At 66.6% G+C, this 14,884-nt stretch carries 13 protein-coding genes; 7 read left to right on the forward strand and 6 right to left on the reverse strand.

The window, feature by feature from the left end; translation table 11 throughout:
* Positions 1-6: 6 nt before the first annotated feature.
* Entirely contained in the window at positions 7-366 is a 360-nt protein-coding gene (locus tag C7453_RS05700) for a hypothetical protein (protein WP_114726540.1), read from the reverse strand.
* Positions 367-606: 240 nt separating this feature from the next.
* On the opposite strand from C7453_RS05700, the gene C7453_RS05705 reads away from it, so the two are divergent.
* Complete coding sequence (locus C7453_RS05705) at positions 607-1,527, forward strand: DnaJ C-terminal domain-containing protein (protein ID WP_114726541.1); 921 nt, start codon at positions 607-609, stop codon at positions 1,525-1,527.
* On the forward strand, positions 1,524-1,862 hold the full coding sequence (locus C7453_RS05710) for a chaperone modulator CbpM (RefSeq protein ID WP_114726542.1): 339 nt from the start codon (positions 1,524-1,526) through the stop codon (positions 1,860-1,862). Before C7453_RS05705 ends, C7453_RS05710 begins: the two co-directional genes overlap by 4 nt.
* A gap of 104 nt (positions 1,863-1,966) precedes the next feature.
* Here C7453_RS05710 and C7453_RS05715 read toward each other — a convergent pair whose 3' ends face one another.
* The 4 genes from C7453_RS05715 to C7453_RS05730 are packed head-to-tail and all read right to left on the reverse strand — an operon-like array spanning position 1,967 to position 5,648.
* Positions 1,967-2,323 carry a hypothetical protein gene (locus tag C7453_RS05715; protein WP_114726543.1) on the reverse strand — a complete coding sequence of 119 codons (357 nt, stop codon included), beginning with the start codon at positions 2,321-2,323 and terminating at the stop codon, positions 1,967-1,969.
* 38 nt (positions 2,324-2,361) lie between these two features.
* Entirely contained in the window at positions 2,362-3,366 is a 1,005-nt protein-coding gene (locus tag C7453_RS05720) for a biotin/lipoyl-binding protein (protein ID WP_174787912.1), read from the reverse strand.
* 12 nt (positions 3,367-3,378) lie between these two features.
* Positions 3,379-3,573 carry a DUF1656 domain-containing protein gene (locus C7453_RS05725; RefSeq protein ID WP_114726545.1) on the reverse strand — a complete coding sequence of 65 codons (195 nt, stop codon included), beginning with the start codon at positions 3,571-3,573 and terminating at the stop codon, positions 3,379-3,381.
* The gene (locus tag C7453_RS05730) at positions 3,570-5,648 is read right to left on the reverse strand and encodes an FUSC family protein (RefSeq protein ID WP_114726546.1); all 2,079 of its coding nucleotides are present in this window, start codon (positions 5,646-5,648) and stop codon (positions 3,570-3,572) included. The genes C7453_RS05725 and C7453_RS05730 overlap by 4 nt, the downstream gene beginning before the upstream one ends.
* 262 nt (positions 5,649-5,910) lie before the next feature.
* Here C7453_RS05730 and C7453_RS19600 point away from each other — a divergent pair, with 262 nt between their 5' ends.
* The 5 genes from C7453_RS19600 (at position 5,911) to C7453_RS05755 (ending at position 12,625) form a co-directional block, all read left to right on the forward strand.
* The gene (locus tag C7453_RS19600) at positions 5,911-9,549 is read left to right on the forward strand and encodes a metallophosphoesterase (RefSeq protein WP_114726547.1); all 3,639 of its coding nucleotides are present in this window, start codon (positions 5,911-5,913) and stop codon (positions 9,547-9,549) included.
* 32 nt (positions 9,550-9,581) lie between these two features.
* Positions 9,582-10,130 (forward strand): molybdenum cofactor biosynthesis protein B, encoded by a 549-nt coding sequence (gene moaB, locus C7453_RS05740; RefSeq protein ID WP_114726689.1) that lies wholly within the window; start codon positions 9,582-9,584, stop codon positions 10,128-10,130.
* A gap of 34 nt (positions 10,131-10,164) precedes the next feature.
* Positions 10,165-10,740 (forward strand): DJ-1/PfpI family protein, encoded by a 576-nt coding sequence (locus tag C7453_RS05745; protein WP_114726548.1) that lies wholly within the window; start codon positions 10,165-10,167, stop codon positions 10,738-10,740.
* A 115-nt stretch (positions 10,741-10,855) separates the two neighbouring features.
* Positions 10,856-11,467 carry a POTRA domain-containing protein gene (locus C7453_RS05750; RefSeq protein ID WP_114726549.1) on the forward strand — a complete coding sequence of 204 codons (612 nt, stop codon included), beginning with the start codon at positions 10,856-10,858 and terminating at the stop codon, positions 11,465-11,467.
* Positions 11,468-11,683: 216 nt separating this feature from the next.
* Complete coding sequence (locus C7453_RS05755) at positions 11,684-12,625, forward strand: metallophosphoesterase family protein (RefSeq protein WP_114726550.1); 942 nt, start codon at positions 11,684-11,686, stop codon at positions 12,623-12,625.
* 119 nt (positions 12,626-12,744) lie between these two features.
* Here the strand turns inward: C7453_RS05755 and C7453_RS05760 are convergent, their stop codons facing one another.
* Positions 12,745-14,868, reverse strand: a complete 2,124-nt coding sequence (locus C7453_RS05760) for a M3 family metallopeptidase (RefSeq protein ID WP_114726551.1) — start codon at positions 14,866-14,868, stop codon at positions 12,745-12,747.
* Positions 14,869-14,884 lie beyond the last annotated feature (16 nt).

A 14,884-nucleotide genomic window follows, 5' to 3' on the forward strand; every position in this document is an offset into this window, starting at 1 on the left:
CCGGCGTCAGTGGTCGCCCGGCTGGTCGTCCGGGCGATCGCCAGCGGCGTTGCCGGTGATCTGTATCCAGGCGCCACGGCTTTCCATGCAGTGGGCGTAATATGTCTTCAGGCGTTTGAACTGGTTGCCGCCGCTGCCGGTCATCACGGCGCCGCTGGTCGCGGCGCTGACCGAGGCGTCGGTCTGGCAGAAACTGTCGGCGGACCGGTAGGCGTCGCTGTCACGATCGAGGATCGCGCGATAGCCGGCAATCGAGCCGTAGATCGAATGTTCCTTGTGCGCGCGTGCCTGCGCGGGGCCGGCGAGGGCCATGCCCGTTCCGGCCAGCAGCAGGAGCAGGCGGCGGGCGTTGAGGCGGATGGTCATGGTCGGGGTCCCTTTTTCGTGCCCCAGCCTAGCGCGCGGCAGGCCGGGTGCGAAGCTGCCCGTTGGGAAGGGCGCGCGCAGGATAGCTGCCTTGCGTGCGGGCTTACATTGACCGACCGGCGGCTGCTCCCCATTATTTCAGACAAGGGGCGCGTCCGGATGATGGCGCGCCGGGGCGGAGCTTGGTGCTGCGCCCGATCTGTTCGATATCGCGTGCCGCCAGGGAGAAGACGCATAACCGTGAGTACCGATCCGTACGAGATCCTGGGCCTGTCGCGCACGGCCAGCCAGGACGACATCCGCAAGGCCTATCGCAAGCTGGCCAAGAAATATCATCCGGACCTCAATCCGGGTGACAAGGTGGCCGAGGAGAAATTCAAGGCGATCGGTTCGGCCCACACGTTGCTGTCGGACGCCGACCAGCGCGCGCGCTTCGACCGGGGCGAGATTGACGCCGCGGGCCAGGAGCGCGGCTGGGCGGGCGGCGGCGGCAGTGGTTACCGCGACCATGCCGAGGGCGCGCAGGGCTTCCGGTATTCGGCTGGTGGATTTTCCGAGGACGATCTGGGCGACATGTTCGGCTCGATGTTCGGCCAGCAGCGCGGCTTCCGCCGCCGTCCGCAGGGGCCGGCCCGGGGGGATGACCGGAATTTCTCGCTGACCGTCAGTTTCGAGGATGCGGTCAATGGCGGCACGTCGCGCGTGACGCTGCCGGGCGGCGGGACGCTGGATGTGAAGATTCCGCCGGGGATCGAGGACGGGCAGATGATGCGTCTGCGCGGCAAGGGCGGCGAGGGGCATCAGGGCGGGCCGGCCGGTGATGCGCTGATCACCATCAGCATCGCGCCCAGCGAGATCTATACCCGTGACGGCAACGACCTGCGCATGACCCTGCCGGTGGGGGTGAAGACCGCCGTGCTGGGGGGACCGATCAAGGTGCCGACGCCGGGCGGGTCGGTTTCGATGAACGTGCCGGCCCATTCCGACACCGGCAGCGTGCTGCGGCTGCGCGGCAAGGGCGTGAAGGCCCATGGCGGGCAGGAAGCAGGGAACCTGTATGTGACGTTGCAGGTGACGATCGGCCCTGTGGACGCGGCACTGGAGACCTTCCTGAAATCCTGGACGCCGCCGGGCGAGGCGAAGGGGGGAGGTGCCGCATGATCACGATCGAAACCCTGTGCGTTCAGGCGGGCAATGTCAGCGTGGTCGAGGTCCAGCATTGGATCGACAGCGCATGGCTGCGGCCGGAGGGTGAGCCGGGGGCGTATGTCTTTCACGACATCGACGTGGCCCGCGCGCGGCTGATCGCCGAACTGACCGGCGAACTGGGGATCGGGGAAGACGGGATGCCAGTGGTGCTCTCGCTGCTGGACCAGCTTTACGACGCGCGGCGCCAGATGCTGCATCTGCGCGCGGCGCTGGACAGCCCCCAGGCCGCCGACCTGCGCACGCGCCTACTCACGTTGCTGGACGTGCAGGAAAAGGCGCGGGGGTAGGTTCCCTTATCGAAGATTGAAGCTGACGGTGGCCGCGCAAAGCCTGCGTGGACAAGTGGGCTGGTGCGCGAGCACGCCGCCAGACCGCCTGTCCACGCAGGCTTTTAGTCGTTGCGGCTCAGGGGGAGGCTGACCGTCTGCCCCGGTTTGGTGCCCTTGATCGTCAGGGTAGCGCTGTTGGCCGAGACAAGTTGCAGCGTGACCTGCGGGTCGTGGCCCGGCGATTGCAAACCATCCTTGCCGTGAGGCGCCAGCGTGACCTGATGCGGGGCGTAATTGTGCAATTCGTCGGGCAGGGTGGCCTGCACCTGATGATGGGCGTCGGGCGCGCCGACCACGACCGGAGAGAGACCCATGGCGGCCCATTCGCCGGTGAAGGGGCTGGCGGTGCCTGCCGCATGGGCCTGGGTGACGGAGAAGGCCAGCAGCGCGGCGGCGGCAAGGGCATGAAGGCGGGGCATGGCGTACTCTCCGGGTCTGTCTCGTTGTCGGGCGGACCTTACCGCTTCCGGTCCGTGTCCGACAGAGGCGCGCTGGCCTGGTTGTGCAGCACGGCGTTGGGTGGTTTGGGGCGGATCAGGAAACGGTTCACCCCGTCGAACAGGCTGGCCCATGACAGGTGGGGGCGCCGGCCGTCCGGCATGACCATCGCGACGCTGGCCGTCATGCCCGCCGAGAGCGTGAGGCCGGCGGGGATGGTGTCGATATGGATGCGGACCGGAATACGTTGGGCCAGCCTGACCCATGTATAGACCGGATTGACCGAGGGCAGGCCCTGGGTGGAGCGTTCGGCGTTGGTGGAGGAAATGCCGCGCGTGATGCTTTCCACATGGCCCCACAGCGGTGTCGGCACGCCCATCAGGTCGATGCGCATCAGGGCACCACGATAGAGGCCGCGCAGCCGCGTTTCCTCGAAATAGCCGTCGACCCAGAAGGAATCGGCGTCGATGACCTGGATGTCGGCCACGCCGGCTGTTGCGAAATCGCCGACGCGCATCGTCAGGTTGGTGACGTAGCCGTTGACGGTGCTGTGGATTTCGGTGCGTTCCAGGTTGATGCGTGCCTGCGACAGGGCGGCCAGGGCCTCGGCATACTGGGCCTTGGCCTGTTCCGCCACGGCTTCGAACTGCTGTTTTTCCTCGGCGGAGGCGGAGGCCGAGGAGAGTTGCTGGCGGCGCTGGTGCTGGGCCAGGCGCAGGGTCATGTCGGCCTGGCGTTCGTTGACGCGGGCCGTCGCCTGCGCCACCGCGATGCGGAAATCGAACGGGTCGATGGTGTACAGCACGTCGCCGCGATGGACGTACTGGTTGTCGGTGACCTTGATATCGATGATCTGGCCCGAGACGCGGGGTGCGATATTGGCCACCTGGACGCGCACCTGGCCGTTCCGGGTCCAGGGCGCCGCCGTGTAATATTGCCAGAGCGCCAGCAGGATGACCGTGGCGAGGGCCAGGATGGCCAGTGTGGTGGTCATCCGCATGACCATGCGGGCACGTTCGAACACCATCAGACCCTTTTAAAGAAGAAAGACATAGAGGCCGACCAGGCAGATCAGGATGCCGAATTCGGCCAGCGGCACGTTCCACAGCCGTTTCTGCACCATCCGGCTGGCCAGCAGCGGGCGCAGGGCCATCAGGGTGAGGACCGCCAGCCCGGCATCGACCAGGAAGGAGGCGATTTCGACCCCGGCGATGGTGATGGTCGGGGTCATCGCGCGGCCTCCGGCACGGGCAGGATACCGTAATGGCGCAAGGCGCTTGCGTTGCGGTCCAGCAGGCGGGCGGCGCCGAACAGGCCGGAGACCGCGCCGATCAGCGTCTCGCGGTCGGAAGGGGGCAGGCTGTCGACCGCCGCCAGCAGGTGGGTGGCGTGGCGCATGATCGGCGCCCCGGCTTCGGACAGGTTGAGGGTGCGCAGCATGTCCTGCGTGCGGGCGACCGGTTCGGCCACCGCCGGGATGGTGGCGGCGCGCATCAGGTGGCGGCGGGCGCGTGCCAGCGCGCCGTTGAGGTCGCCCAGGGACACGATGCGGTCGAACACGCGCAGGGTGATGGGCTTCTGCGGCAGGTGGCCGGTCCAGGTACGGGCCTGGAGCAGGCGGTCATATTGCCGGCTGATCAGCAGGGGGCTGGCGATGTCGCCCTGTCCGGTGAATTGTCGCCGCAGGGTCATGGAGACCGCCATGACGATGCGGAACCGCCGGCGGCGGGCCGAGGGTGGCGCCAGCGTCAGCGCGAAATACAGGATGATCGAGGAGAGCATATAATAGAGATTGCGGTCGACGAACTGGGTCGGATCGTAATTATGGACATTGTCCAGGCCCAGCACGATGAAGAAGAAGACCCCGAAATTCAGCCCTATCGGCATCAGGCGTGGATGGATCAGCAGCAGGCAACTCGCGAAGATGATCGGGGCCAGCATCAGCGAGAAGAAGACCATGCCCGAGCCGTAAGGCAGGATGCGGGTATCGAGGATCATCGCGCAGACCGTGGACAGCGGCACGCCGATCAGGGCGCCCATGCCGAAGGCACGGGTATCGAAGGTCGTGATCGACAGGGTGAGGATGGTGGCGACCTGCAACAGGGTGGTCGTCGTGCCCGGCAGGCCACTGAGGATGCAGATAAAGGCGGCGGCGGTGAAGCCCAGCATGACCCGCGTGCCGTTCAGCAGGGCCAGAACCGGGTCCTGCTGGCGGCCGATCTGGACTTTCTGCGCGATGCGGGGGGCGGTGCCGCCTTCCTCCAGCGTGCGGATGCCGTCGCGGACCCAGCGCCCGTAGGAGAGCAGGGCCATCGTGCGTTCGATCAGGTAGGCCTCGGCCGGGGTGAGGGGGGGCTCGTCGGGTTCGCGGTGCAGCAGGTCGTTCAGCGCCTGGCTGGCTTCGTCTTCATTGGCGAAGGGGGTGCCGTCGTCGAAACGCTGGCGCACGCGGGCCAGGAGGGCGGGCCGGACCTCCTCGTCCATGCGCAGGATGCCGCTGATGGCGCGGCTGCATGAGATCATGTCCAGCATCGCGACCATTGCCGAGCGGGCGCCCGTCATGCGTAGGGCGCTGTCGGCCAGTTCGGTGCGGGCGAACGAGACCTGGCTGGTCAGCGCCATGATGCGCCCCGCCAGGGATACCCAGGTGACGTCGTCGGGTGCCGCGAGGCCGTTGACGGCGTCGCGTCCGATCTGCTGCACCTGGGTCGCGCCGTGGCGCAGGCCGGCGGCCAGCCGGTGCCAGGCGGAGGGCGAGCCCGTCACGTCATTGACGATGGCGACCGAGACGATGCCGATCATGATGGCGGATACGCGGAAGATCGCGACGTCGAAGACGTTCTGCGGGTGGTCGATGCAGCCGATGCCGATGATGGCGACCGTGTAGCCCGCCAGCAGCGCGCCATAGGCCCGGAAATCGCGTGCCAGCGTGCCCAGCACCACGCAGAGCCCCAGCCACAGCCCGACACCGCCCAGGAACATCAGCCGGTCCTGCCCGAAGGTGGCGATCAGGCCGATGGCGACCGCCGCGCCGGCCAGGGTGCCGGCCATGCGGTACAGGGCCTTGGACAGGATCTGCCCGCGCAGGGGCTGGCTGAGGATCATGACCGTGACGCCCGCGCTGGCCGGCGAATCGATCTGCAGCCAGAAGGCCGCGCCCAGCGCCAGCATGACGGCGGCCCAACTGCGCAGGCAGAAGGCGACGCTGCCAGGCGGCAGCCAGGACGGGCGTACCGCCGGTAGCCAGAGCCAGCGCGTGAGCGCCGCCGCCCTGGCCGTTCCGCCGCCCTGTTCCATCGCCTTCATGGTTCTCCATCTGCTCGTAAGCCGCGGACTATGGCGGCTGTGGGCGAGCCGTATATGTCCGGCTTGCGACAAACCGTATCAGATGCCGGAGGTTCCGGGGATCGGAAAAGAATGGATTGGAAAATGAGAGATTGGATAAAGAAAGATCTCTTGTTGCCTGTATGGGGTGGGTTTTGTTCCGGAATGATGATGGCTGGTATGCAGAGGGGGCATGTCCTGTCGTCCCTCTGGCCGTTGTCGCCGGATCGGGCGATAAGAGGACATGCGCCTGCTTCATACGTCTGACTGGCAGATCGGTAAGGTCTTCCGCTTCGCTGACGACGATATCCTGCCCGTCCTGCAACAGGAACGGCTGGAAGCGATCGGCCGGATCGGCCGTCTGGCCCGTGCACAGGGGGCTGAATGCGTGGTGGTGGCGGGGGATATCTACGACCATCTGCGCCCGTCCGAACGCACGTTGCGCCAGCCGGTCGAGCGGATGCGCCAGTTTCCTGACCTGCGCTGGCATCTGATCCCCGGTAATCATGATTTCAACGAGCGGGATGGGCTGTGGGACCGGCTGGTGCGGACCGGGTTGCCGGATCATATCGTACCGCATCTGGCCCATGCGCCGGTGCCGCTGGATGCCGGGGCCACGGCGTGGCTGTTGCCCGCCGGGCTGGGGCATCGGCATGTGATCGGCGACCCGACCGCGTGGATGGAGGGGGCGACGACGCCGGAGGGGGCGATTCGCATCGGGTTGGCGCATGGGTCGGTGCGCAGTTTCGGTGAGGATGCGCCGGGGCATAATCTGCTCGCCATCGATCGGGCGCGGCAGGCGGGGCTTTCCTACCTGGCGCTGGGCGACTGGCATGGCGCCGTGAAGATCGATGCCCGGACCTGGTATTCGGGCACGCCGGAGATCGACGGGTTCGATGTCGGCGGGGCGGGGGGCGGCCAGGCGCTGCTGGTGACGCTGGACGGGCCGCGGGCCGAGCCGGTGGTGGAGCCCCATGCCGTGGGGCGTTTTCGCTGGGAGCGCGCGCAGGCGGTGCTGACCTGTGCCGATGACATCGCGGCGCTGGAGGGCCGGCTGCGCGCGCTTGATCCCGACGACCCCAGCCGGGTGCTGGTGTGGCTGGCGGTCAGCGGGGCGTTGGGGCTGCCGGACCTGGAGGGCTGGCAGGCGCGGATCGTGGACGGGCTGGGGTCGGCATTGCGGCTGCTGCGGATCGATGGCGTGCCGGGGCTGGCGGCGTCATCGGACGATCTGGAGGCGTTCGGGCCGGGGGGGGCGGTGCGGGCCGCCGCCGAGACTCTGGCGCGGCAGGCTGGCGAGGGGGACGATGCGGCGCGGGCGATCGCGGCCGCGGCGTTGCGGGCGGTGTTTCTCCTTGCTCATGGGTCCAAGGCGGGGCCGGTCGCTGCCCTGCAACCTTATGGGGGGCGGGGGGCGCCGCGTATCGCCGTGGATTTCACGCTCGACGGGTGCGACTGGCGGTTGGAAAAGCGCTTCATGCAGCGTGCTTTCGTTCGGTTGGAGGGCGGGAGCGAACGGCTGGATGGTGACGCGGCGGAGGCGCGGCTGCACGATCTGCTGGGCGTGGAAGCGGGCCGGCGCGGCACCGAGGCGATGGGCCTGTTGAATGCGCTGTGGGTGACGCAGGGACACAGTCTGGTGCAGCCGGATTTTTCGGACCCGGCGCGGACGACCATCCGCTCGTGCCTGGAAGCGGATCTGGACGCCATGACGGGGGGGGATGCCGCCGGGCGGGTATTGTCGCGGGTGGACGCCGACCTGGCTGTGCTGGTCGATAAACGTGACAATCCGCGTGGCCGCTTTCGTGCGGCGAAGGAAGGCGGGCAGGAGGCCGCGGCCGAACTGGCGCGGCTGGAAAGTCGTCGGCAGGCGCTGGAGGATGATTTGAGCGCCATGGCGGATTTGCGCCGCCGCCTGGCGCACGAAGATGACGCCGACCGTCGTGAGAAGGAACGTGCCGATCTGGCCGAGGCCGGCCGGGTGCGCGATCGGTTGCGGGACTATGATGCCCGGTATCGGACCGCGCGTGCCGTGCGCGACCACGCCGCGGCGCAACTGGTGGCCGTGCGACAGGATCTGGCTGTTCGCGCAGCCTGGGAGAGCGATCTGGCGATCGGCGTGGCACGGATAGCGGAACTGGACGCGGCGTTGGCTGCCGCGCAGGCGGTGCAGGATGCGGCGGCAGCGGCGCATGCCGGGCGGCTGGAGGCGGTGCAGGTGGCTGATGCCGCACGTCGCGCCGCACGCGAGGCGCTGGATCGGGCCGCCGGCAGGGTGGAACGGGCGCGGCTGGCGCATGAGCGGCGCGAAGCGGCGGCGGCGCTGGATCGGCTGGAGCAGGCGGCGCAGGCGGTGACGCGGGCGCGCGCGGAACTGGATGCCTGCACGATCGACGATGCGCGGATGGGGACGATCCGCAAGGCGGAGCGGGCGCTGGATGCGGCGCGTGCCGCCGGCCGGGCGCAGGCGACGACGCTGGACGTGGCATTGGCCGATGGTGCGCGCGGGCGCCTGATGCTGGATGGGCAGGCGTTGGAAGACGGCCGCATTGTGGTGACGGATAATGCGGTGCTGCGGATTGAGGGCATCGGTACCATCACCATCGCACCGGCCAGCCATGGGCGCGATGCGTTGCGCGCGGAATTGGTGAGGGCGGGAGAGGGGCTGCGTCGGGCGCTGGAGGCGGCTGGTTGCGTTGATCTTGCCGGTGCCGAGGCGGCGCTGGCCATACGGCGGCAGACCGAACTGGTCTTTCAGGCGGCGCAGACGGTGTTGGGCGGCTTGTTGGCCGCTGCCGGCCAGGTGCCGGCGACGGCGACGGAGGCCGCCCGGCAGCGGCTGGCGGACCTGGATGTGCGGATTGCCCGGATCGGTGAGGCCGAGGCGGACGGCGCGGCGGGCGACCCGCTGGAACTGCTGGATGCGGCGCGCGAGGCGATGCAGGTGGCCGAGGATGCGTATGCCGCCGCGCAGCGGGCGCTGCTGGCCCCTGACGGGACGATGCGTCGGGCAGCGGAGGATCTGGCGCGCCTGCGGGCGGAAGCGCAGGTGGCGCGTGATGGCGTGGCCCAGTTGGCGCGGGACCTGGAGGCGGCGCGGGCGGTGGAGGCGGATGACGCGCTGTCGGCCCGGCTGGCGGCCGGCCAGGACGCTGCCGGGGTGGCGGAGCAGGCGTTGCTGCGCATCGAGGAGACGCGGCCCGACGGGACCGAGGCTTTGGCCGATGCTACGATCCTGCGATTGGAGCGCACGATTCAGGATGGGCATGCCCGTCTGGCGGCGCTGCGGCAGGAGATGGCGGCACGCGAGGCCCGTATCCGCGCGGCTGAGGGGGATGGGCTGGACGAGCGGATTGCGGCGCAGGAGCGCCTGCGCGCGGCCCATGCCGCCGAGGATGCGGCCTGCGAACGCGAAGTAGCGATTCTGAAGTGCCTGCGCGATGCGGTGGCGGCGGCGGAGCGGGCGGCGACCGAACGCTATCTGGCGCCGCTGGCCCGCGCGATGCAGCCGGCGTTGAGCGCGCTGTTTCCGCGCGCCGTGGCCACGGTGGAACCGGATTTCAGCATCTCGGCGCTGTCGCGACGGATCGACGAGCCGTTCGGGACTCTGTCGGACGGGACACGGGAGCAGATCGCGGTACTGGCGCGGCTGGGACTGGCCGACCTGATGCGGGCGCGGGGACGGCCGGCGATGCTGGTGCTGGATGATGCCCTGACCTATGCCGATTCGGGGCGGCTGGACCGGATGTTCGACATTCTGACCGAAGCATCCGGACGGATGCAGATTCTGATCCTGACCTGTCGGACGGAACTGTTCACGGGGCTGGGGGCGAGGCGGTTGGCGGTGGAGCCGGTGGGTGGCGACGCAGCGGAAGGCCATTGACGCCGTTTCCGGCGATGGGGAAACATGGTGGCATGTCAAAGCTGGATCTTACCCGCCCCTTCCTGCCTGTTCGTATCGCGGTGATGACCGTATCGGACACGCGCACCCTCGAAACCGACACGTCCGGTGGCCTGCTGGCCGAGCGGATCGTAGCCGCCGGCCATGAACTGGCGGCGCGCAGTATCGAGCCGGATGATGTGGACCATATCACCGGTTGCCTGAAGGAATGGATCGCCGATCCCGATATCGATGTGATCATCTCGACCGGCGGCACCGGCGTGACTGGCCGTGACGTGACGCCGGAGGCCTATGAGCAGGTGCTGGAGAAGCGCATCGAGGGGTTCGGCGAACTGTTCCGCATGCTGTCGTACCAGAAGATCGGGACCTCCACGATCCAGTCGCGCGCGCTCGCCGGGGTGGCGCGGGGCACTTATCTGTTCGCGCTGCCGGGGTCGAGCGGGGCCGTGAAGGACGGGTGGGACGATATCCTGATCTGGCAGCTCGACAGCCGGCATCGGCCCTGCAATTTCGTGGAACTGATGCCGCGTCTGCGCGAGCACCTGCCGGCGTCGCACGACTGAACGACGCCACGACAGAAGAGAGGGAACAGCGACCATGAGCGCGAAGAAACTGCTGCTGCTGGCCGGCGATTATGTCGAAGATTACGAGATCATGGTGCCGTATCAGGCGCTGTCGATGCTGGGATTTACGGTCGATGCCGTCTGTCCGGGCAAGAAGGCGGGCGAGCATGTGCTGACGGCGATCCATGATTTCGAAGGGGCGCAAACCTATAGCGAGAAGCCGGGCCATCGTTTTGCGCTGACGGCGGATTTCGAGGGGGTCGATGCGGCGGATTATGCCGGGCTGGTGATTCCGGGGGGCCGGGCACCGGAATATCTGCGGCTTGATCAGCGGGTGATCGATCTGGTCCGGGCTTTTGCCGGTCGGCCGGTCGCCGCCGTGTGCCATGGGGCACAGGTGCTGGCGGCTGCCCGCGTGATCGAGGGGCGCACCGTGTCAGCTTATCCGGCCTGTCGGCCGGAGGTGGAACTGGCAGGCGGGATCTATGCCGATATCGCGGTTGACGATGCGGTGACCGATGGGTGGCTGGTGACGGCGCCGGCGTGGCCCGCGCATCCGCGCTGGCTGGCGCAGTTCATCGCCGTGCTGGGCGTACAGGTGGCGATCTGATCGGTTCGGGACCGCCCATGTCGTGCCCCGGCATTGGCATGGGCGGATAGCTGTGCATCATGGACGGGCAAGGGCGGCGTTTCGGTCGCCCGGTCATGCTTGGGAGAATTCCGTCTTGCGCACCCGTCATCTTCTGGCCCGCTCGGCGCTGGCCGTTGCGATCGCTACCGGCTTTGCCTCCGCCTCGTTCTCCGGCCCGCAGGCCCTTGCCGCCTCGCCGCCGGCGGCCAATGCGCCGCTGAAGCTGAAATCGCTGGTCATTACTGGGAACAAGCAGGTCTCGACCGACGAGATCCTGGCGGCGCTGCCGTTCCATCAGGGTGATACCGTGACCCGCGACCAGATCTCCGCCGGCGCGCAGGACGTGATGGGCGTGTATCAGAAGAAGAATGTGGGTCTGAAATTCGGCCAGAAGATGAAGTTTGCCGGGGCCGCCGTCTATGTCGAGTGGACGATCGAAGAGCAGGCGCCGGAGGTGGTGCAGACCGCGCTGGTGGTCGACCAGATCGTCTTCGAGGGCAACAAGAAGCTGTCTGCCGCCGACCTGACCAATGCGACGAAGCTGCGCCCCGGATCGACGATCGATCAGGCGGCGATGGCGGCCGACCAGGCGGCGGTGCAGAAGGCTTATCAGGCGCATGGTGTCGGTGCGGCGATCCAGGTGGTGCCGTCGCAGACCGCCGGGAGCAATCATGTCGTGCTGACCTATCAGATCAGCGAGAAATAATAAGCCTGTGGGCGGGGGACGGCTGTTGGCCGTGCCTCGCCCTCTTTGAACCGTGGCCGCTGTGGCAGCCGCGTTGATCGGGACCATTCAGACGGCGGGGGCGCTGGAAGACCCGTCATATGAATCCTTTATGACATTGGCTGTCTGCCGCTTCGTTTCGTGCGCGGGAATGCGAAACTGTCGGGATCGTTCATCGTGGCCCGGAGCATTTCTGCCATGTTTCAGATCAATCGACGTTCCTTTCTTTCCCTGACGGGTGGATTTGCGCTGGCGGGTGCCAGCGGCGCGCGGGCGGCGGTGCCGAACCGGCCGCCGATGCGCGCGCATGAGCCGTTCACCTTTCTGTTCATTACCGACACGCATCTTCAGCCGGAACTGAACGCGCGGGTCGGGTGCCACGCGGCGTTTGTCAAGGCGCGCAGTGTGCCTGCGGATTTCGCCATTCAGGGTGGCGACCATGTCTTCGATGCGCTCGGCGTCAATGCCGCGCGTGCCACGATGCTGCTGGACCTTTACAAACGCACGGCCGACGATCTGACGCTGCCGGTCCATCATACGATCGGGAATCACGATTGCTTCGGTGTCTATACCAAGAGCGGGGCGCAGCCGACCGACCCGATGTATGGCAAGAAATATTTCGAGGATAATTTCGGGCGTCTTTATTACTCATTCGACCATAAGGGCGTGCATGTGGTCGTGCTCGATTCCATCGGGATTACGGAGGACCGCATGTATGAGGGGCGGATCGACGCGCCACAGATCGCGTGGCTGGCCAATGATCTTGCCGCCCAGCCTGAAGGGATGCCGATTATCGTGGTGACGCATATCCCGCTGGTGACGGCCATCCAGGATTATGCGGCTCCGCCGGAGACGCCGCCCAAGCATCATGGGATGAGTGTCGTGAATGCCTACGAGGTTATTCCCCTGTTCGACCGTTATAATGTCATTGGTGTGTTTCAGGGACATACGCATGTTCTGGAGCGGATCGACTGGCACGGTGTGCCGTATATTACCGGCGGCGCGGTCTCGGGTAACTGGTGGCATGGCACGCGCTACGGAACCCCGGAAGGATTCATGGTCGTGGACGTTGCCAACGGGGCCGTGACGACGCGGTATGAGACCTATGGGTTTCGGACGGTCGATCCGAAGAATACCTGAGGAAAGCTGGCTTATGGGCTGAGGTCTGACCGCCTTGCCGGTCCACCCGCGCTCTTCGCGAGAGAGCGGTATGGTGAACGCACGCCGGGACTGGTGCCGGCGTGCGTCTGGGAGTGGGGTCAGTTCGGGTCGGTGCCCAGGATGCGGTGGTTCAGCATGGGGGTGATGTCGGGGTCCTTGCCGTAGAAGGCGCGGAACATGGGGCCGTAATCCTGCGTGTGGCCCTGGGAGAGGATCAGGTCGCGGAAATGCTGGCCGTTTTCGCGGGTGAGGCCGCCATGTTCGCGGAACCAGGCGAAGGAATCGTCGGCCAGCATCTGTGTCCACAGATAGGCGTAGTAACCGGCGGAATAGCCGTTGGACCAGATATGCAGGAAATAGCTGGTGCGGTAGCGGGTGGGAACGAGCGCGGTGTTGAGGCCGGTCTTGTCCAGCGCCGCTTTTTCGAAGGCATCGACATCCTGCTGGGGCGCGCTGGCGGGGAGGGCGTGCCAGGCCATGTCGAGTTGGGCCGCCGCGATGAGTTCGCCCATGTTATAGCCGCGATTGAAGGTGGCGGCTTTCTTGATCTTGTCGACGAGCGCTTGGGGCATTGCGGCGCCGGTCTTGTAGTGCCGGGCATAGTGGGCGAAGACGGCCGGGTCGAGCGCCCAGTGCTCGTTGAACTGCGAGGGGAATTCGACGAAGTCGCGCGCGACCTGGGTGCCTGAGACCATCGGGTAGGTCTGGTTGGCGAACAGGCCGTGCAGGGCGTGGCCGAATTCGTGGAACATGGTGACCACGTCTTCGAAACTGATCAGGTCGGGCTGGCCGGCCGCCGGTTTGGCGAAATTGGCGACGTTATAGATGACCGGCTTCGTGCCCAGCAGCTTGGACTGGCCGACGAAGTTCGACATCCACGCGCCGCCATTCTTGTTGTCGCGCTTGAAATAATCGAAATACATCAGACCGAGCGTCGAGCCGTCCTTGTCTAAGACTTCGAACACCATCATGTCGGGGTTGTAGACCGGGATGTCGGTCCGCTGCTTGAAGGTGATGCCGTAGAGTTGGGTGGCCGCGAAGAAGACGCCGTCGCGCAGGACCGTGTTGAGCTCGAAATAGGGCTTCACCTGATTTTCGTCGAGGGCGTAATCCTGTTTGCGCACCTGCTCGGCGTAATGCGACCAGTCCCAGGGCTGCAGGGTGAAGGTCTGGCCGTCCTTGCGGATCATGTCCTGGATGCGGGCGGCTTCGTGGTCCTGCTGCGTGCGGGTGGCCGGGGCCAGTTCGGCGATGAAACGCTGCACGGCGGCCGGTGTGTCGGCCATCTGGTCGTACAGCACGTAGGATGCGAAATCGGGGTAGCCGAACAGGGCCGCTTTCTGGGCCCGGGCGTGGGCCAGGGTTGCGATCGTGGCGCGGGTGTCGTTGGCGTCGCCTTTTTCGGCGCGCGTCCAACTCTGCTGGAACAGGGCCTCGCGCGTGGCGCGATCGGTCATATCCTGGAGATCGGGCTGCTGCGTCGTGTTTTGCAGCGGGATGACCCATTTGCCCGGCAGCTTGCGGTCGGCGGCATTTTTCGCGAAGGCGGTGATGGTGCTGTCATCAAGGCCGGCGAGGGCGGCCTTGTTGTCGACGACCAGCGCGCCGTCGCGCGTGGCGGCAAGCAGTTTCTGCTGGAACGCCGTTTCCAGCGTGGAGATCTGCGTATTCAGGGCGCGCAGCCTGACTTGGTCGGCGGGGGAGAGTTTCGCGCCGGCATGAACGAACTGCTGGTAGTACAGGCTGAGAACGTGTGCCTGTTCCGGAGTCAGGTCCAGATGCGCGCGGTCATTGTACAGGGTTTCGACACGTTTGAAGAGCTTCGCATTGAGATAGATCGAATCCTGATGTTGCGAGAGCAGCGGGGCGATGTCGCTCTGGGTCTTGTCCAGCGTCGGGTTGGTGTTGGCCTGGTAGACGCCATAGAAGGTCATCGACACGCGATCGAGCATGCGACCCGAGCGTTCCATTGCCGCGATCGTGTTGTCGAAAGTCGGGGCGGCGTGGTTGCTTGCGATCCGGCGCATCTCGCCTTTCTGGATCGCCATGGCCTGGAGGAAGGCCGGCTTGTAGTCGCTGTCATGGATCACGTCGAAACGCGGTGCCTGGAGCGGAAGCGTGCTGGGACTTGCAAACGGATTGGGTGCAGCTATTGCAGCACCGGAAAGACCGGCGAGAGCGGTCGTGGCGACCAGCGCGCCGATGCGGAAAAATCGTGTCATTCGGTAAGCCCTTGGA

Source organism: Gluconacetobacter liquefaciens (genome assembly GCF_003350405.1).
Taxonomy (GTDB): domain Bacteria; phylum Pseudomonadota; class Alphaproteobacteria; order Acetobacterales; family Acetobacteraceae; genus Gluconacetobacter; species Gluconacetobacter liquefaciens.

Bases quoted from the DNA above. Each gene is read 5' to 3' on its own strand.
- moaB (WP_114726689.1), top strand. From the start codon at position 9,582: ATGTCAAAGCTGGATCTTACCCGCCCCTTCCTGCCTGTTCGTATCGCG.
- C7453_RS05730 (WP_114726546.1), bottom strand. From the start codon at position 5,648: ATGAAGGCGATGGAACAGGGCGGCGGAACGGCCAGGGCGGCGGCGCTC.
- C7453_RS19600 (WP_114726547.1), top strand. From the start codon at position 5,911: ATGCGCCTGCTTCATACGTCTGACTGGCAGATCGGTAAGGTCTTCCGC.
- C7453_RS05755 (WP_114726550.1), top strand. From the start codon at position 11,684: ATGTTTCAGATCAATCGACGTTCCTTTCTTTCCCTGACGGGTGGATTT.
- C7453_RS05745 (WP_114726548.1), top strand. From the start codon at position 10,165: ATGAGCGCGAAGAAACTGCTGCTGCTGGCCGGCGATTATGTCGAAGAT.
- C7453_RS05760 (WP_114726551.1), bottom strand. From the start codon at position 14,868: ATGACACGATTTTTCCGCATCGGCGCGCTGGTCGCCACGACCGCTCTC.
- C7453_RS05700 (WP_114726540.1), bottom strand. From the start codon at position 366: ATGACCATCCGCCTCAACGCCCGCCGCCTGCTCCTGCTGCTGGCCGGA.
- C7453_RS05725 (WP_114726545.1), bottom strand. From the start codon at position 3,573: ATGACCCCGACCATCACCATCGCCGGGGTCGAAATCGCCTCCTTCCTG.
- C7453_RS05715 (WP_114726543.1), bottom strand. From the start codon at position 2,323: ATGCCCCGCCTTCATGCCCTTGCCGCCGCCGCGCTGCTGGCCTTCTCC.
- C7453_RS05710 (WP_114726542.1), top strand. From the start codon at position 1,524: ATGATCACGATCGAAACCCTGTGCGTTCAGGCGGGCAATGTCAGCGTG.